We start from the raw sequence: 17,770 nt of genomic DNA, 5'->3' as shown, positions 1-17,770 counted from the left end.
GCATGAACGCGATCTCGAAGGGTTTCGAGGGCAGGGGCTTCACCGGGCGCAAGCGCATCCGCAAGTCCTTCGGGCGGCTGCCCGAGGTGGCGCCGATGCCGAATCTGATCGACGTGCAGCGCGCGTCTTATGAGGCTTTCCTGCAGATGGAGGTGGCGCCCGAGATGCGGGCGAATGCCGGCCTTCAGGAGGTCTTCAAGAGCGTTTTTCCGATCAACGACTTTGCCGGCCGCGGCAGCCTGGAATTCGTACGCTACGAGTTCGAAGAGGCAAAGTACGATGTGGAAGAGTGCATCCAGCGCGGGCTGACCTATGCCGCCCCGCTGAAGGCCCATCTGCGTCTGATCGTCTGGGACATCGACGAGGATACGGGCAGCCGCTCCATCCGCGACATCAAGGAGCAGGGCGTCTACATGGGCGACATCCCGCTCATGACGGACAACGGCACCTTCATCGTCAACGGGACCGAGCGCGTAATCGTGTCGCAGATGCACCGTTCGCCCGGTGTGTTCTTCGACCACGATAAGGGCAAGACGCACTCCTCCGGCAAGTTCCTCTTTGCCGCCCGCGTGATCCCCTATCGTGGCTCCTGGCTCGACTTCGAGTTCGACGCCAAGGACATCTGCTATGTGCGTATCGACCGGAAGCGGAAGCTGCCGGCCTCTACCCTGCTCTATGCGCTGGATTCCGCCGATACCGAGGCCAAGCGCGCTGAGCGTGGTGAGGCCCTGGAGCCGGGTGAGGTGCGCGGCATGGACGCGCAGGAGATCCTGGGTACCTTCTATGGAAAGGTCATCTTCTCCTTTGGCAAGCAGGGCTGGTCGCGCCCCTATGAGCCTGAGGCCTTCCGCGGCCTGAAGCTGACCGAGGATCTGATCGACGCCGCTACCGGGCAGGTCGTGGCCGCCAAGGACACGAAGCTGAATCCGCGTGCCGCGCGTAAGATCGCGGAGGAGGGCACCAAGGAGGTGCTCGTCGGCCGCGCCGACCTGCTGGGCCGCTTCGTGGCCGAGGATCTGGTGGACATGTCCACCGGTGAAATTCACGCCGAGGCCGGCGAGGAGCTGACCGAGGCCAAGCTCGCCGCCATCGAGGCCGCGGGCTACGACCGCCTGCCTACGCTGGCCATCGACTCGAGTGTCGGTCCCTGGATGCGCAACACGCTCGCGGTGGACAAGAACGCCAACCGCGACGACGCGCTGATGGATATCTACCGCGTCATGCGCCCCGGTGAGCCGCCGACGCCGGAGACGGCCGAGACGCTGTTCAAGGGCCTGTTCTTCGATCCGGAGCGCTACGACCTCTCGGCCGTTGGTCGCGTGAAGATGAACATGCGGCTCGGCTTCTCGCTGGAGGATGTGCCGGACACGATCCGCACCCTGCGCAAGCAGGACATCCTGGCCACCGTAAAGACGCTGCTCGAGCTGAAGGACGGCAAGGGCCAGATCGACGACATCGACAATCTCGGCAACCGCCGGGTGCGTTCGGTCGGCGAGCTGATGGAGAACCAGTACCGCGTTGGCCTGCTCCGCATGGAGCGCGCCATCAAGGAGCGCATGGGCTCGGTCGACATCGACACGGTGATGCCGACCGACCTTATCAATGCCAAGCCGGCTGCTGCCGCTGTGCGCGAGTTCTTCGGTTCCTCGCAGCTGTCGCAGTTCATGGACCAGACCAACCCGCTTTCGGAGGTGACGCATAAGCGCCGCCTCTCGGCGCTTGGCCCGGGTGGTCTGACACGTGAGCGCGCCGGCTTCGAGGTGCGCGACGTGCACCCCACGCATTACGGCCGCATCTGCCCCATCGAGACGCCGGAAGGCCCGAATATCGGCCTGATCAACTCCCTGGCCACCTTCGCCAAGGTGAACAAGTACGGCTTCATCGAGACGCCGTACCAGATGGTCCGTGACGGCAAGATCACGGGCGAGCCGCGCTACCTCTCCGCCATGGAAGAGGAGAAGCTGGTCGTCGCGCAGGCTGATGCCGAGGTGGACCGCGAGACGGGCGAGTTCCGCTCCGAACTGGTTTCCGTCCGCCAGGGCGGCGACTTCCGGCTGGTGAAGCCGGAGGAGGTGACCGCCATTGACGTGTCGCCGAAGCAGCTGGTCTCGGTTGCCGCCGCGCTGATCCCGTTCCTTGAGAACGACGACGCGAACCGCGCGCTGATGGGCTCCAACATGCAGCGCCAAGCGGTGCCGCTGGTGAAGTCCGATGCGCCGCTGGTGGGCACGGGCATGGAGGCCGCGGTTGCGCGGGACTCCGGTGCCTCCATCGTCGCGCGCCGTGACGGCGTGGTGGACAGCATCGACGGTGCCCGCATCGTGGTGCGCGCCACCGGCGAGGACGGCACGACGCAGGGCGTGGATATCTACCGGCTGCGGAAGTTCCAGCGCTCCAACCAGTCGACCTGCATCAACCAGCGTCCGCTGGTGCGCGTGGGTGACCAGGTGCAGGCCGGCGACATCATCGCCGACGGACCGTCGACGGAGCTGGGCGAGCTGGCCCTGGGCCGGAACGCGCTCTGCGCCTTCATGCCCTGGAACGGCTACAACTTCGAGGACTCCATCCTGATTAGCGAGCGTATCGCCCAGGATGACGTCTTCACCTCGATCCACATCGATGAGTTCGAGGTCAGCGCCCGCGACACCAAGCTGGGCCAGGAAGAGATCACCCGCGACATCCCGAATGTCGGTGAGGAGGCGCTGCGGAACCTCGATGAGGCCGGCATCGTCTATATCGGCGCCGAAGTGAATCCGGGCGACATCCTGGTCGGCAAGGTGACGCCGAAGGGCGAGAGCCCGATGACGCCGGAGGAGAAGCTCCTCCGCGCCATCTTCGGCGAGAAGGCCTCTGACGTGCGCGATACGTCGCTGCGTCTGCCGCCGGGCGTCTCTGGCACGATCGTGGACGTGCGCGTCTTCTCCCGCCGCGGCGTGGACAAGGACGAGCGCGCCATGGCGATCGAGCGCGCCGAGATTGAGCGTCTGGCCAAGGACCGCGACGACGAGCGTGCCATTCAGGAGCGTTCCTTCACGGGCCGTCTCCGCGAGGTGCTGCTCAACCGGAAGGCGGGTGGCGGCTTCAAGGGCGTCAAGCAGGGCACGGTCATCACCGACGAGGTGCTGAACGAGTTCAACCGCATGACCTGGCGCCAGATCACGGTTTCGGACGACGCCGCTCAGGCGCAGCTCGAGGCCCTGAAGCGCGAGTTCGACGCTGCGGTGGAGCGCCTGCAGAAGCGGTTCGAGAGCAAGGTCGAGAAGCTGCAGCGCGGCGATGAGCTGCCGCCCGGCGTGATGAAGATGGTCAAGGTCTTCGTCGCGGTGAAGCGGAAGCTGCAGCCGGGCGACAAGATGGCCGGCCGCCACGGCAACAAGGGCGTGGTCTCCCGCGTGGTGCCGATTGAGGACATGCCGTTCCTTGAGGACGGTACCCCGATCGACCTCGTGCTGAACCCGCTCGGCGTGCCCTCGCGCATGAATATCGGCCAGATCCTCGAGACGCATCTGGGCTGGGCCTGCGCCAACTTGGGCAAGCAGATCGGTGAGGTGGTCGAGGATTACCGCCGGGCCGGTGCCGCCCGCGAGGCGCTGATCGACAAGCTGCGTGACGTTTATGGCGACGAGATCACCGACCGTGAGATCGTCAACATGAGCGAGGACCAGCTGCTTGAGCTCGGGGAGAACCTGAAGCGTGGTGTGCCCATCGCCACGCCGGTCTTCGACGGCGCGCGCATCTCGGACATCGAGAGCATGCTGACCAAGGCGGGGCTCGACACCTCCGGCCAGGTCCAGCTGGTCGATGGCCGTACGGGTGAGCTGTTCGAGCGCAAGGTGACCGTCGGCTACATCTACATGCTGAAGCTGCATCACCTTGTGGACGACAAGATCCACGCCCGCTCCATCGGCCCCTACTCGCTCGTCACCCAGCAGCCGCTGGGCGGTAAGGCGCAGTTCGGCGGCCAGCGCTTCGGCGAAATGGAGGTTTGGGCGCTGGAAGCTTACGGCGCCGCCTACACGCTGCAGGAGATGCTGACGGTGAAGTCGGACGACGTGTCCGGCCGTACCAAGGTCTATGAGGCGATCGTCCGTGACCAGGACAGCTTCGAGGCCGGTATTCCGGAGAGCTTCAACGTTCTGACGAAGGAGCTGAAGAGCCTCGGCCTGAACGTGGATCTCGAGAACCGCGGCTGAACCAGAAAAGGATCGCGCCGGCCCCTTCCCAGCGGGGCCGGCCGCTGATTTCGCTGCGCTTCGGCGTGGCAGGCTGGACCTAGAAGGAAGGCCCCATGAACGAGCTGATGAAGATCCTTGGCCAGACTGGCCAGGCCGTGAGCTTCGATCAGATCAAGATCACCATCGCCTCCCCGGAGCAAATCCGCTCCTGGTCCTATGGCGAGATCAAGAAGCCTGAGACGATCAACTACCGCACCTTCAAGCCGGAGCGGGACGGGCTTTTCTGCGCGCGCATCTTTGGTCCGATCAAGGACTATGAGTGCCTGTGCGGCAAGTACAAGCGGATGAAGTTCCGCGGCATTATCTGTGAAAAGTGCGGCGTCGAGGTGACCCTGGCCAAGGTGCGCCGCGAGCGCATGGGCCATATCGAGCTTGCCTCGCCCGTCGCCCATATCTGGTTCATGAAGTCCCTTCCGAGCCGTGTCGGCCTGATGGTCGATATGTCGCTCAAGGAGCTGGAGAAGGTCCTGTACTTCGAGAGCTATGTGGTTCTCGAGCCGGGCCTGACGGACCTCAAGCTGCACCAGCTGCTGACTGAGGATGCCTACCAGACGAAGATGGACGAGTTCGGCGAGGACGCGTTCACCGTCGGCATCGGCGCCGAGGCCGTGAAGCAGATGCTGACCGGTATCGACCTGGGCAAGGAGAGCACCCGGCTGCGCGCCGAGCTGAAGGAGACGACCTCCGAAGCCAAGCGCAAGAAGCTGGTGAAGCGGCTGAAGCTGATCGAGGCTTTCGCCGAAGGCGGCGCGCGCCCGGAGTGGATGATCCTGGACGTGGTGCCGGTGATTCCGCCCGAGCTGCGTCCGCTGGTTCCGCTGGATGGTGGCCGCTTCGCGACCTCCGACCTGAACGACCTGTACCGCCGCGTCATCAACCGTAACAACCGCCTGAAGCGGCTGATTGAGCTGCGCGCTCCGGACATCATCGTCCGCAACGAGAAGCGCATGCTGCAGGAGGCTGTGGACGCGCTGTTCGACAATGGCCGCCGCGGCCGCGCCATCACGGGCGCCAACAAGCGCCCGCTGAAGTCGCTCTCCGACATGCTGAAGGGCAAGCAGGGCCGGTTCCGTCAGAACCTGCTCGGCAAGCGTGTCGACTACTCCGGCCGTTCGGTGATCGTCGTCGGTCCCGAGCTGAAGCTGCACCAGTGCGGCCTGCCGAAGAAGATGGCGCTCGAGCTGTTCAAGCCCTTCATCTACAGCAAGCTCGAGAAGTACGGCCACGCCACCACCATCAAGGCCGCGAAGCGGATGGTGGAGAAGGAGCGTCCCGAGGTGTGGGACATCCTCGAAGAGGTGATCCGCGAGCACCCGGTCATGCTGAACCGGGCGCCGACGTTGCACCGCCTGGGCATTCAGGCCTTTGAGCCGATCCTGGTCGAGGGCAAGGCGATCCAGCTGCATCCGCTGGTCTGCACCGCCTTCAACGCGGACTTCGACGGCGACCAGATGGCCGTGCACGTCCCGCTGAGCCTCGAGGCCCAGCTGGAGGCGCGTGTGCTGATGATGTCGACGAATAACATCCTCAGCCCGGCCAACGGCAAGCCGATCATCGTGCCGTCCCAGGACATCGTGCTCGGCCTCTACTATCTCAGCCTGGAGACGCCGGAGTTCCGGACGGACCAGGCCAAGATCGAGGCTATGCGGTCTCTGATCGCGGGCATCGCCGGCAAGTCTGTCGCCCAGCTCACCGACGAGGAAAGGGAGGCGCTCTCCTTCCGCCCCACCGTCTTCGACGGCCTGGGTGAGGTGGAGCAGGCCCTGGCCGCCGGTACCGTGAACCTGCACACCGCCATCCTGGCGGCTGTACCGGGCTTCAAGGACGGCAAGCCGAGCCGCGAGACGGTCATCACCACGCCGGGCCGCCTGATGATGGGCACGCTGCTGCCGCATCATCCGAACGTGCCCTACTCGATCATCAACCGGCAGCTGACAAAGCGCAGCATCTCGGACGTGATCGATGCCGTGTACCGCCATTGCGGCCAGAAGGAGTCGGTGATCTTCGCCGACCGCCTCATGGGTCTTGGCTTCCGCAACGCGGCGAAGGCAGGCATCTCCTTCGGTAAGGACGACATGATGATCCCGGCCTCCAAGGCCGAGATGATCGATCGCACCAAGAATGAGGTGAAGGAGTTCGAGCAGCAGTATCTCGACGGCCTGATCACCGCGGGCGAGCGCTACAACAAGGTGGTGGACGCCTGGTCACGCGCGACCGAGGAGGTCGCCGGCGCGATGATGAAGGAGATCTCCCGCCAGGAAGTGGGCAAGCAGACCAACTCGGTCTGGATGATGTCCCACTCCGGTGCGCGTGGGTCGCCGGCGCAGATGCGTCAGCTCGCGGGTATGCGCGGCCTGATGGCCAAGCCTTCGGGCGAGATCATCGAGCAGCCGATCATCTCGAACTTCAAGGAAGGCCTGACCGTTCTCGAGTACTTCAACTCCACCCACGGTGCCCGTAAGGGCCTGGCGGACACGGCGCTTAAGACGGCGAACTCGGGCTACCTGACCCGTCGTCTCGTCGACGTGGCGCAGGACTGCATCATCGTGGACCAGGATTGCGGCACCGAGCGCGGCATCACGGTTCGCGCCGTGATGGACGGCGGCGAGGTGGTGTCCTCGCTCTCCGAGAGGATTCTGGGCCGGACGTCGCAGCGCGATATTGCCGACCCGGAGACGGGCGAGGTGATCGCGCCGCGCGGCACGCTGATCGACGAAGTGGTTGCTGATCGTGCCGAGAAGGCCGGGGTGGAGGAGGTCTATATCCGCTCCGTCCTGACCTGCGACGCGCGGCAGGGCGTCTGCGGCATGTGCTACGGCCGTGACCTGGCCCGCGGCACGCCGGTGAACACCGGTGAGGCCGTCGGCGTCATTGCCGCGCAGTCCATCGGGGAGCCCGGTACGCAGCTGACCATGCGCACCTTCCACATCGGCGGTGCGGCGCAGCGCTCGGCTGAGCAGGCGCATGTCGAGGCGACCAGCGACGGCGTGGCCAAGGTGGTCAACAAGCAGGTCGTGACGAACAGCGAGGGCGTCACGATCGTCATGAGCCGTAACTGCGAGATCGTGCTGAGCGATGCGCAGGGCCGTGAGCGCGCCCGCTACCGCGTGCCCTATGGCGCGCGGCTGCTGATTGGCGACACGGCGGAGGTCACGCGCGCCCAGAAGCTGGCCGAGTGGGACCCCTTCACCCTGCCCATCATCATCGACCGTGCCGGTATCGTGGAGTACACGGACCTCATCGAGGGCTTCACGCTTTACGAGGAGACGGACCCGGTGACGGGCCTGACCTCGAAGGTGGTGCGCGAGCCGGTCGAGCGGGCCAAGAACGCCAATCTCCGCCCCAGCGTCGTGCTGCGGGAAGGAGGTAAGGTGGTGGCGCAGTTCGCGCTGCAGCCGGCCTCCATCCTGAACGTGGAGAATGGCGCGACGGTCCATGCCGGCGACATCATCGCCCGTCTGCCGCGTGAATCCTCCAAGACCCGCGACATCACCGGCGGTCTGCCGCGTGTGGCGGAGCTCTTTGAGGCTCGCCGGCCCAAGGATGCCGCGATCATCAGCGACATCGATGGGCGGGTGGAGTTCGGCAAGGACTACAAGGCCAAGCGCCGCATCATCGTGGTGCCGGACGCCGTCGGCGACGAACAGCCCGCCTCGCGCGAGTACCTGGTGCCTAAGGGCAAGCACGTCTCCGTTCAGGAGGGCGACTATGTCCGGGCCGGTGACCCGCTGGTGGACGGCCCCCGTGTGCCGCACGACATCCTGCGCGTGCTGGGCGTGGAGGCTCTGGCCAACTACCTGGTCAACGAGATCCAGGACGTCTATCGCCTCCAGGGCGTGAAGATTAACGACAAGCACATCGAGGTGATCGTTCGCCAGATGCTGCAGAAGGTCGAAATCATCGAGCCCGGCGATACGACTTACCTGATCGGCGAGCAGGTGGACCGCATCGAGTTCGATATCGAGAACGAGAAGCGGATCGCGGCCAAGGAGCGGCCTGCGCGGGCCGAGCCGGTGCTCCAGGGCATCACCAAGGCCAGCCTGCAGACCAACTCCTTCATCTCCGCCGCCTCCTTCCAGGAGACGACCCGGGTGCTCACCGAGGCGGCCGTGGCCGGCAAGGTGGACCGGCTGGAGGGCCTCAAGGAGAACGTGATCGTCGGGCGCCTCATCCCGGCGGGTACAGGCTCCGTCATGAACCGCCTACGGGCCCTGGCAGCCCAGCGGGACAAGGGGCGCCTGCCAGGCTCCCCGCCCGCCCTGCCGGGCGGCGAGCAACAGGCCGCAGAGTAAGCTGCCGAGTAAGTAGAGTGCATTGGGCGGCCCCCCAGGGGGCCGCCCGGCCAGCCATGGACCGGGCCGGGGTCTGATCCCCGGCCCAGTTCTTTTCAAAATAGCCTAAATCGCTTGACTCTGGGGGTAGGGGGGGGTAGGTGTCCGGCCCTCCACGGACCCCACCGGCAGCGCCACGGGTTCAACGAGTTTGGACGACCATTCAGCGTCGCCGACGCCTCCGCCCCAGATGGAACACGGGTAACCAATCCCGGGTTTGGTGGGCGGGTCAGGCCGGGGACGGGAAGTAGCCCGCAGGGCCGCAATGCGGCTTGGCGGGCGCCTTCGCTTGGACGCTGGTTGGTCGACTTGAGAGACGGGTCAAAGGGGCGTCATGCCGACGATCAACCAGCTTATCGCGCAGGGGCGCGAGCCGAAGCCGAGCCGCAACAAGGTGCCGGCCCTGCAGAGCTGCCCCCAAAAGCGCGGCGTTTGCACCCGCGTGTACACCACCACGCCGAAGAAGCCGAACTCGGCTCTTCGTAAGGTCGCCAAGGTGCGCCTGACGAATGGCTATGAGGTGGTGAGCTACATTCCGGGTGAAGGCCACAACCTTCAGGAACACTCGGTCGTCCTGATCCGCGGCGGTCGCGTGAAGGACCTTCCGGGCGTTCGTTACCACATTCTGCGCGGCGTGCTCGACACTCAGGGCATCGCCAAGCGCCGCCAGCGCCGTTCGCTGTACGGCGCGAAGCGGCCGAAGTGAGGAACTGAGAGCATGTCGCGTCGCCATCGCGCAGAGAAGCGTGAGGTTCTCCCCGATCCGAAGTTCGGGGATGTTGTGCTTAGCCGTTTCATGAACGTGCTGATGTATGACGGCAAGAAGAGCACGGCCGAAGGTATCGTCTACGGCGCCATGGACACGCTGAAGCGCCGTGGCGGCGCCAACAGCGATCCGCTTCGCTTGTTCCATGAGGCCATGGACAATGTGAAGCCGGCCGTTGAGGTGCGCTCCCGGCGTGTTGGCGGTGCCACCTACCAGGTGCCCGTCGAGGTCCGCCCCGAGAGGCGTCAGGCTCTGGCGATCCGCTGGATCATCGAGTCCGCCCGCAAGCGGGGCGAGCACACGATGGAGGACCGCCTCTCCGCTGAGCTGATGGACGCGGCGAACAACCGCGGCGCGGCTGTGAAGAAGCGCGAAGACACGCACCGGATGGCCGAAGCCAACAAGGCTTTCAGCCACTACCGCTGGTAACCCTTAGAAGACCCATCCGGGCAGAGGCATACAATGGCGAAGGCGAAGTTCGAGCGGACGAAGCCGCACTGCAACATTGGGACGATTGGCCATGTGGACCATGGCAAGACGTCTCTGACGGCAGCGATCACGAAGGTTCTGGCGAAGTCGGGTGGTGCGTCCTTCACGGCGTATGACCAGATCGACAAGGCTCCGGAGGAGCGGGCGCGCGGCATCACGATCTCGACGGCGCATGTCGAGTACGAGACGGCCAACCGGCACTACGCTCACGTGGACTGCCCTGGTCACGCGGACTACGTGAAGAACATGATCACGGGTGCCGCGCAGATGGACGGCGCGATCCTGGTGGTTTCGGCGGCTGACGGCCCGATGCCGCAGACGCGCGAGCACATCCTGCTGGCCCGCCAGGTGGGCGTGCCTGCGCTGGTCGTGTTCCTGAACAAGATGGACCTGGCCGATCCGGACCTGGTCGAGCTGGTCGAGATGGAGGTGCGCGAGCTCCTCTCCTCCTACCAGTTCCCGGGCGACGACATTCCGATCATCAAGGGCTCGGCGGTGGCCGCGCTTGAGGACAAGACGCCTGAGATCGGCGAGCAGGCGATCCTTGCGCTGATGGAGGCGGTGGACAGCTACATTCCGCAGCCGGAGCGCCCGAAGGACCTGCCCTTCCTGATGCCGATCGAGGACGTGTTCTCGATCTCGGGCCGCGGCACGGTGGTGACCGGGCGCGTGGAGCGCGGCATCGTCAAGGTGGGCGAGGAAGTCGAGATCGTCGGCCTGAAGGACACCGTGAAGACGACGGTGACCGGCGTCGAGATGTTCCGCAAGCTGCTGGACAGCGGCGAGGCGGGCGACAACATCGGCGCGCTGCTGCGTGGCACGAAGCGTGAGGACGTGGAGCGCGGCCAGGTTCTGGCCAAGCCCGGCTCGATCACGCCGCACACGAAGTTCAAGGCCGAGGCCTACATCCTGACGAAGGAAGAGGGCGGCCGCCACACGCCGTTCTTCACCAACTACCGTCCGCAGTTCTACTTCCGCACGACCGACGTGACGGGCGTGGTGCAGCTGCCGGAAGGCGTCGAGATGGTGATGCCGGGTGACAACGTGGCCATGTCGGTCGAGCTGATCGCCCCGATCGCCATGGACCAGGGCCTGCGCTTCGCCATCCGCGAGGGCGGCCGTACCGTCGGCGCCGGCGTCGTCGCCAACATCGAGAAGTAAGATGGCCGCTGACGCGCAGAACATCCGGATCCGCCTCAAGGCGTTCGATCACCGCGTGCTGGATGGCAGCACGCGGGAGATTGTGAACACCGCGAAGCGGACCGGCGCTCGGGTGCGGGGTCCTATCCCGCTTCCGACCCACATCGAGCGGTTCACCGTGAACCGCTCCCCGCATGTCGATAAGAAGTCGCGCGAGCAGTTCGAGATTCGGACTCATCGCCGTCTTCTGGATATCGTCGACCCCACCCCGCAGACCGTGGACGCGCTGATGAAGCTCGACCTCGCCTCGGGCGTGGACGTCGAGATCAAGATCTGAGTCTGAGGGGCGCATACACCATGGCCGCGAAAGATGGCCGCACTGGCCTGATCGCCCGGAAGCTGGGCATGTCCCGGCTGTTCAACGAGGACGGCTCCACCGTGCCGGTGACGCTGCTGCACGTGGATGACGTTCGCGTCGTGGCGGTGCGCTCCGCCGACAAGGACGGGTACACCGCCGTTCAGCTTGGCGCCGGGCATGCCAAGGCGAAGAATGTCTCCAAGCCGAACCGCGCACACTTCGCCAAGGCTGGCGTTGAGGCGCCGGCCAAGGTGGTGGAGTTCCGCACTGCCGCCGATGCGGTGCTGGAGGCGGGCGTGAAGCTCTCCCCGGCCCACTTCGTGAAGGGTCAGAAGATCGACGTTACCGGCGTCAGCAAGGGCAAAGGCTTCGCCGGCGCCATGAAGCGCTGGAACTTTGCCGGTCTCGAAGCTTCGCACGGCGTGTCGATCAGCCACCGTTCCCATGGCTCGACCGGTAACCGTCAGGATCCGGGCAAGGTCTTCAAGAACAAGAAGATGGCCGGTCACCTCGGCGTCGAGCGCATCACCACCCAGAATCTGGAAGTGGCGGGTGTGGACGTTGAGAAGGGTCTGCTTTTCGTGAAGGGCGCCGTCCCCGGCGCCACGAACAGCTGGGTAATGGTGCGCGACGCCGTAAAGCGGAAGCGCCATGCCGACGCGCCGTATCCGGCGGCGACGGCCTGAGGATCGGGTGATGCAAGTGAAGGTCATCACGCTCGACAACGCCGAAGCCGGCGAGATCGAGCTTCCCGCGGAGGTGTTCGGCGCCGAGCCGCGCGCCGACATCATGGCGCGGGTCGTGCACTGGCAGCTGGCGAAGCGCCGCGCCGGGACGCACAAGGTAAAGGGCATGGGCGAGGTCTCCGGGACCACGAAGAAGCCTTATCGCCAGAAGGGTACGGGCAACGCCCGCCAGGGCTCGCTGCGGGCACCGCAGTTCCGCACGGGCGGCATCGTTCACGGCCCCGTCGTCCGGAGCCACGAGTACAGCCTGCCGAAGAAGGTCCGTAAGCTGGGCCTGATCAGCGCGCTGAGCGAGAAGGCGGCGACCGGCAAGCTGGTTGTTCTGGACGCTGCAGCCCCGGGCGAGAACGCGAAGACGAAGACCCTGGCCGCCCAGGTCAAGGCCCTCGGCTGGAACAGCGCGCTGCTGTTCGACGCGACGCCGGATGCCGGTCTGGTACGCGCTGCGCGGAACCTGCCGAAGATCCAGGTTCTGCCGACCGTCGGTGCCAATGTGTACGACATCGTCCGCCACGACGTGCTTGTCGTGACACGTGCCGGCGTTGAGGCCCTGAAGGAGCGTCTGTCGTGAGCGAGACGCAAGCGAAGAAGCCGGTCATCTCGCAGGAGCGGATGTACCAGCTGATCGTTGCCCCGGTGATCACCGAGAAGGCGACGGTTCTGAACGAGGTTGGCCAGGTCACCTTCAAGGTGACTTCGGACGCCACGAAGCCCGAGATCAAGGCGGCCGTCGAGGGGCTCTTCGGCGTGAACGTCACCGCGGTAAACACCGTGGTGGTCAAGGGCAAGTCCAAGCGGTTCCGCGGCCGTCCCGGCCAGCGTTCCGATTGGAAGAAGGCGATCGTGACGCTGGCCGAAGGCCAGAGCATCGATCTCACGACGGGGCTCGCGTAAGCCATGGCGCTGAAGCAATTTAATCCGGTCACCCCGAGCCTTCGCGGCACGGTGCTGGTCGACCGTTCGGAGCTGTGGAAGGGGAAGCCCGTCAAGCAGCTGACCGAGGGCAAGAACCACACGGGCGGCCGTAACAATCACGGCCGCACCACGGTTCGGTTCCGTGGTGGCGGACACAAGCAGTCCTACCGCTATGTGGACTTCAAGCGCCGCGCGAAGTTCAACGTGCCGGCGACCGTCGAGCGCCTGGAATACGATCCGAACCGGACGGCCTGGATCGCTCTGATCAAGTATGAGGACGGCGAGCTGTCCTACATCATCGCGCCGCAGCGCCTGAAGGCCGGCGACACGGTGATCGCGGGCGACCGCGTGGACATCAAGCCGGGCAACGCCATGCCGCTGGCCTCCATCCCCGTGGGCACGATCGTGCACGCGCTGGAGATGAAGCCGGGCGCCGGTGCCAAGATCGCGCGTTCGGCCGGCACCTACTGCCAGCTGGTCGGCAAGGATGCCGGTTACGCCCAGGTGAAGCTGATGTCCGGCGAGGTACGGCTCCTCCGCGCCGAGTGCCTGGCCTCGATTGGCGCCGTGTCGAACCCGGACAACTCCAACCAGCAGCTTGGCAAGGCCGGGCGTAGGCGCTGGATGGGCTTCCGTCCGCATAACCGCGGTGTCGTCATGAACCCGGTCGACCATCCGCATGGTGGTGGTGAGGGCCGGACCTCGGGCGGCCGTCACCCCGTCACCCCGTGGGGCAAGCCGACCAAGGGCTACAAGACCCGCACCAACAAGCGCACGGACCGTCTCATCGTCCGTCGTCGCACCGCGAAGAAGGGCTGATCGCCATGTCGCGCAGCGTTTGGAAGGGGCCGTTCGTTGACGGCTACCTGCTTAACAAGGCGGAGGCGGCTCGCAGCTCCACGCGCAACGAGATCATCAAGATCTGGTCGCGGCGCAGCACGATCCTTCCGCAGTTCGTGGGTCTGACCTTCGGCGTCTATAACGGCAAGAAGTTCATCCCCGTCCAGGTGTCCGAGAACATGGTGGGCCACAAGTTCGGCGAGTTCTCGCCGACACGCACCTTCACCGGGCACTCCTCGGATAAGAAGGCCAAGCGGGGCTGATCTGATGAGCAAGCCGAAGCACGAGCGCAGCCTCGCCGACACCGAGGCTCAGGCCGTTACCCGGAACATCCGGGTTTCGCCGCGCAAGCTGAACCTGGCCGCCGGCCTGATCCGCGGGCGCGCGGCGTCCGACGCGGTTGCCGTGCTGACCTTCAGCAAGCGTCGCATTTCCGACACGGTGAAGAAGACGCTCGAGAGCGCTATCGCCAATGCCGAGAACAACCACAGCCTGGACGTGGACAAGCTGGTGGTTGCGCGGGTTGAGGTGGGTCGCTCGATCGTCATGAAGCGCTTCCAGGCGCGTGGTCGCGGCAAGGCGGCCCGCGTGGAGAAGTGGTTCAGCCACCTGAAGATCGTCGTCGCCGAGCAGCAGCAGCCGGCGCCGGTGGCCGAGGAGGCCGCGTAAGATGGGTCACAAAGTCAATCCGATCGGGCTCCGGCTCGGGATCAACCGCACATGGGACAGCCGCTGGTATGCCGGCGACGCCGACTATTCCGGCCTGCTCCATGACGATCTGAAGCTGCGCAACAAGCTGCGCGAGCGGCTGAAGGGCGCGGGCGTGGCAAAGGTCGTGATCGAGCGCCCGGCGAAGAAGCCGCGCGTGACGATCCACGCCGCACGGCCGGGCGTCGTGATCGGCAAGAAGGGCGCCGACATCGAGGTGCTACGCAAGGACCTGGCGAAGATGGCCGGGGCCGAGGTGGCGCTGAACATTGTCGAGATCCGCAAGCCGGAGCTGGACGCCACTCTGGTGGCCGAGAGCATCGCGCAGCAGCTCGAGCGTCGTGTGGCGTTCCGCCGTGCGATGAAGCGCGCCGTGCAGTCCGCCATGCGCCTTGGCGCGGGTGGCATCCGTATCAACTGCTCCGGTCGCCTGGGCGGGGCCGAGATCGCGCGCATGGAGTGGTACCGCGAGGGCCGTGTGCCCCTGCACACGCTCCGCGCCGATATCGACTTCGGTGTGGCGACCGCGAAGACGACCTATGGCACCTGCGGTGTGAAGGTCTGGATCTTCAAGGGCGAGGTGATGGCCCATGATCCGATGGCGCAGGACAAGCGCGCCGCGGAGCAGGCGCCGCAGCGCTGAGCGACGGTCTGAGGAACACGTAACATGTTGTCGCCGAAGCGCACGACGTATCGGAAGGCCCATAAGGGCCGCATCAAGGGCGTGGCCAAGGGCGGGTTCACCCTGTCTTTCGGCGGCTATGGCCTGAAGGCGCTGGAGCCGGAGCGGGTGACCGCCCGGCAGATCGAGGCGGCCCGCCGCGCGATCACCCGCGCCATGAAGCGCCAGGGGCGCGTGTGGATCCGCATCTTCCCGGATGTGCCCGTTTCCACCAAGCCGGCCGAGGTCCGCATGGGCTCCGGTAAGGGCGCTCCTGAGTACTGGGTGGTCCGGATCAAGCCGGGCCGCATTATGTTCGAGATCGACGGCGTGAGCCAGGAGACGGCCCGTGAGGCGCTGGCTCTCGGGGCCGCCAAGCTGCCGATCAAGACGAAGGTCGTCGCCCGTCTGGGCGCGACGGAGGCTTGAGGCCATGACGAAGATCGCGGATGTCCGCGGCAAGACCGCGGATGAGCTGAAGACGATGCTGCTCGACCTGCGGAAGGAGCAGTTTAACCTGCGCTTCCAGCGGGCGACCGGGCAGTTGGAGGCGGTGGGGCGTATTCGTGCTGTTCGGCGCGACATTGCTCGTGTAAAGACCGTCCTGGGCCAGCAGGCCCGTCAATCCCAGAAGTCCTGAGAGGAGACCGCGGCATATGCCGAAGCGCGTCCTCACCGGGCGGGTGACCAGCGACAAGCAGGACAAGACCGTAACGGTCTTGGTCGAGCGTCGCGTGATGCATCCGCTCTACAAGAAGTTCATCCGTCGCTCGAAGAAGTATGCGGCGCACGACGATACCAACCTGTGCCGCGAGGGCGACACGGTGTTGATCGAGGAGTGCCGCCCGATCTCCAAGCGCAAGTCCTGGCTGGTGATCCAGCGCAACGGCGAGGCCGTGGCGCGCCCGGCCGCCTATGAGCTGCTCGAGAACATCGTGCTGCCCGAAGACCAGGTGTCGGCATGATCCAGGTCGAATCCAATCTCGACGTCGCCGATAATTCCGGCGCGCGTCGCGTTCAGTGCATCAAGGTGCTGGGCGGCTCCAAGCGCAAGACGGCCTCGGTGGGCGACATCATCGTCGTCTCCGTCAAGGATGCCATTCCCCGCGCCAAGGTGAAGAAGGGCGAGGTGCATCGCGCCGTGATCGTGCGGACGGCCTATGCCGTGCGCCGTCAGGACGGTACCGCGATCCGCTTCGATAACAATGCGGCTGTTCTGATCAATAAGCAGAATGAGCCGATTGGCACCCGCATCTTCGGGCCGGTGGTGCGCGAGCTTCGCGCCCGTCGTTACATGAAGATCATCTCCCTGGCTCCGGAGGTGCTGTGATGGCCGCGAAGATCAAGAAGGGCGATCGCGTCCAGGTCCTCGCCGGCAAGGACAAGGGTAAGCGCGGCGAGGTTCTCTCGGTGATCCCCGCTGAGAACCGTGCCGTGGTGCAGGGCGTGAACATCGTGAAGCGTCACAGCAAGCCGACGGGCATGAACCAGCCCGGTGGCATCCAGGAGAAGGAGGCCCCGATCCACCTCTCCAACCTGGCGCTGATCGACCCGAAGAGCGACAAGCCGACCCGCGTGGGCTTCCGCATGGACGGGGACAAGAAGGTCCGGGTGGCCAAGGCCTCCGGCGAGGTGATCGCATGAGCGAGACCCAGACGAAGGAGCTGCCGCGTCTGCAGCAGCACTACCTTGAGCAGGTCCGTAAGGCCCTGGTCGAGGAGTTCGGCTACAAGAACCCGATGGAGGTTCCGAAGCTGGAGAAGATCGTCATCAACATGGGCGTGGGTGAAGCTGCGGGCGACCAGAAGAAGCTGGACGCTGCGGTGGCCGACCTGACGGCTATCGCCGGCCAGAAGCCGGTGAAGACCCGTGCCAAGAAGGCGATCGCCGGCTTCAAGATCCGCGAGGGCCAGGCCATCGGCACGAAGGTGACGCTCCGGCGTGCCCGGATGTACGAGTTCCTGGACCGCCTGGTGACGATCGCGCTGCCGCGCGTGCGTGACTTCCGCGGCGTTTCCGGCAAGGGCTTTGACGGCCGTGGCAATTACGCCATGGGCCTGAAGGAGCAGATCATCTTCCCGGAAATCGCCTACGACAAGGTGGACGCGATCCGCGGCATGGACATCGTTTTCGTCACCACGGCGAAGACGGACAAGGAAGCCAAGGCCCTGCTCAAGGCCTTCCAGCTTCCCTTCATCAATTGATCTTGGAAAACCACCGGGCCGGCGTCCTGCGCCGGCCCCGGACAGGTTCCGGAGGACACTGATCGAATGGCCAAGACTTCGTCAGTCGAGAAGAATAAGCACCGCATGCACCTTGCCAAGGCGCATGCCGCGAAGCGTGCCGCCCTTAAGAAGGTGGTGATGGATCGCGAGTTGCCTGTCGAGGACCGCTTCGAGGCGACGATCAAGCTCGCCCAGCTGCCGCGGAACGGTGCGAAGAACCGCATCCGCCTGCGCTGCGAGCTGACCGGTCGTCCGCGCGGCAACTACCGCAAGTTCAAGTTGAGCCGGAACATGCTCCGGGAGCTGGCCTCGAACGGCCAGATTCCGGGGCTGGTCAAGGCCTCCTGGTAAGGTAA

At 65.4% G+C, this 17,770-nt stretch carries 20 protein-coding genes; all 20 read left to right on the top strand.

Annotated features, from left to right (window positions below):
• Window positions 1–2 precede the first annotated feature (2 nt).
• A complete protein-coding gene (rpoB, locus tag ACO1BU_RS18835; protein WP_424137504.1) occupies window positions 3–4,193 on the top strand; it encodes a DNA-directed RNA polymerase subunit beta in 4,191 nt (1,396 codons plus the stop codon).
• Between the two features lie 95 nt (window positions 4,194–4,288).
• Complete coding sequence (rpoC, locus tag ACO1BU_RS18830; RefSeq protein WP_424137503.1) at window positions 4,289–8,527, top strand: DNA-directed RNA polymerase subunit beta'; 4,239 nt, start codon at window positions 4,289–4,291, stop codon at window positions 8,525–8,527.
• Between the two features lie 373 nt (window positions 8,528–8,900).
• Complete coding sequence (rpsL, locus tag ACO1BU_RS18825) at window positions 8,901–9,272, top strand: 30S ribosomal protein S12 (protein WP_073139794.1); 372 nt, start codon at window positions 8,901–8,903, stop codon at window positions 9,270–9,272.
• Between the two features lie 12 nt (window positions 9,273–9,284).
• Window positions 9,285–9,761 (top strand): 30S ribosomal protein S7, encoded by a 477-nt coding sequence (gene rpsG, locus ACO1BU_RS18820; RefSeq protein ID WP_184518573.1) that lies wholly within the window; start codon window positions 9,285–9,287, stop codon window positions 9,759–9,761.
• Between the two features lie 33 nt (window positions 9,762–9,794).
• Window positions 9,795–10,982 (top strand): elongation factor Tu, encoded by a 1,188-nt coding sequence (tuf, locus tag ACO1BU_RS18815; RefSeq protein WP_424137502.1) that lies wholly within the window; start codon window positions 9,795–9,797, stop codon window positions 10,980–10,982.
• Between the two features lies 1 nt (window position 10,983).
• Entirely contained in the window at window positions 10,984–11,298 is a 315-nt protein-coding gene (rpsJ, locus tag ACO1BU_RS18810) for a 30S ribosomal protein S10 (protein ID WP_043835383.1), read from the top strand.
• A gap of 20 nt (window positions 11,299–11,318) precedes the next feature.
• Window positions 11,319–12,005 carry a 50S ribosomal protein L3 gene (gene rplC, locus ACO1BU_RS18805; protein WP_424137501.1) on the top strand — a complete coding sequence of 229 codons (687 nt, stop codon included), beginning with the start codon at window positions 11,319–11,321 and terminating at the stop codon, window positions 12,003–12,005.
• A 10-nt stretch (window positions 12,006–12,015) separates the two neighbouring features.
• Window positions 12,016–12,636 (top strand): 50S ribosomal protein L4, encoded by a 621-nt coding sequence (gene rplD, locus ACO1BU_RS18800; RefSeq protein WP_424137500.1) that lies wholly within the window; start codon window positions 12,016–12,018, stop codon window positions 12,634–12,636.
• Between the two features lie 26 nt (window positions 12,637–12,662).
• Window positions 12,663–12,959, top strand: a complete 297-nt coding sequence (locus tag ACO1BU_RS18795; RefSeq protein WP_424137516.1) for a 50S ribosomal protein L23 — start codon at window positions 12,663–12,665, stop codon at window positions 12,957–12,959.
• Window positions 12,960–12,962: 3 nt separating this feature from the next.
• Window positions 12,963–13,799: a 50S ribosomal protein L2 gene (gene rplB, locus ACO1BU_RS18790; RefSeq protein WP_424137499.1), complete on the top strand. Its 837-nt coding sequence runs from the start codon at window positions 12,963–12,965 to the stop codon at window positions 13,797–13,799.
• A 5-nt stretch (window positions 13,800–13,804) separates the two neighbouring features.
• Window positions 13,805–14,083, top strand: coding sequence for a 30S ribosomal protein S19 (gene rpsS, locus ACO1BU_RS18785; protein WP_073130835.1), 279 nt, complete (start codon window positions 13,805–13,807; stop codon window positions 14,081–14,083).
• 4 nt (window positions 14,084–14,087) lie between these two features.
• The gene (rplV, locus tag ACO1BU_RS18780; protein WP_424137498.1) at window positions 14,088–14,489 is read left to right on the top strand and encodes a 50S ribosomal protein L22; all 402 of its coding nucleotides are present in this window, start codon (window positions 14,088–14,090) and stop codon (window positions 14,487–14,489) included.
• 1 nt (window position 14,490) lies between these two features.
• Window positions 14,491–15,171, top strand: a complete 681-nt coding sequence (gene rpsC / locus ACO1BU_RS18775; protein ID WP_184518583.1) for a 30S ribosomal protein S3 — start codon at window positions 14,491–14,493, stop codon at window positions 15,169–15,171.
• 24 nt (window positions 15,172–15,195) lie between these two features.
• Complete coding sequence (gene rplP, locus ACO1BU_RS18770) at window positions 15,196–15,618, top strand: 50S ribosomal protein L16 (RefSeq protein ID WP_424137497.1); 423 nt, start codon at window positions 15,196–15,198, stop codon at window positions 15,616–15,618.
• 4 nt (window positions 15,619–15,622) lie between these two features.
• Complete coding sequence (rpmC, locus tag ACO1BU_RS18765) at window positions 15,623–15,829, top strand: 50S ribosomal protein L29 (RefSeq protein WP_073130843.1); 207 nt, start codon at window positions 15,623–15,625, stop codon at window positions 15,827–15,829.
• A 16-nt stretch (window positions 15,830–15,845) separates the two neighbouring features.
• Entirely contained in the window at window positions 15,846–16,154 is a 309-nt protein-coding gene (gene rpsQ, locus ACO1BU_RS18760) for a 30S ribosomal protein S17 (protein ID WP_424137496.1), read from the top strand.
• Window positions 16,151–16,519, top strand: coding sequence for a 50S ribosomal protein L14 (gene rplN, locus ACO1BU_RS18755; RefSeq protein ID WP_263966711.1), 369 nt, complete (start codon window positions 16,151–16,153; stop codon window positions 16,517–16,519). Before rpsQ ends, rplN begins: the two co-directional genes overlap by 4 nt.
• Window positions 16,519–16,833, top strand: a complete 315-nt coding sequence (gene rplX, locus ACO1BU_RS18750) for a 50S ribosomal protein L24 (RefSeq protein WP_424137495.1) — start codon at window positions 16,519–16,521, stop codon at window positions 16,831–16,833. Before rplN ends, rplX begins: the two co-directional genes overlap by 1 nt.
• Window positions 16,830–17,393 carry a 50S ribosomal protein L5 gene (gene rplE / locus ACO1BU_RS18745; protein ID WP_424137494.1) on the top strand — a complete coding sequence of 188 codons (564 nt, stop codon included), beginning with the start codon at window positions 16,830–16,832 and terminating at the stop codon, window positions 17,391–17,393. Before rplX ends, rplE begins: the two co-directional genes overlap by 4 nt.
• 66 nt (window positions 17,394–17,459) lie before the next feature.
• Window positions 17,460–17,765 carry a 30S ribosomal protein S14 gene (gene rpsN, locus ACO1BU_RS18740; RefSeq protein ID WP_424137493.1) on the top strand — a complete coding sequence of 102 codons (306 nt, stop codon included), beginning with the start codon at window positions 17,460–17,462 and terminating at the stop codon, window positions 17,763–17,765.
• Window positions 17,766–17,770: the final 5 nt, after the last annotated feature.

This window comes from Roseomonas chloroacetimidivorans (genome assembly GCF_049629625.1).
Lineage (GTDB): Bacteria > Pseudomonadota > Alphaproteobacteria > Acetobacterales > Acetobacteraceae > Roseomonas > Roseomonas chloroacetimidivorans.
Note: the sequence above shows the minus strand (reverse complement) of the source record. Positions and strands in the feature narration are given on the sequence as shown.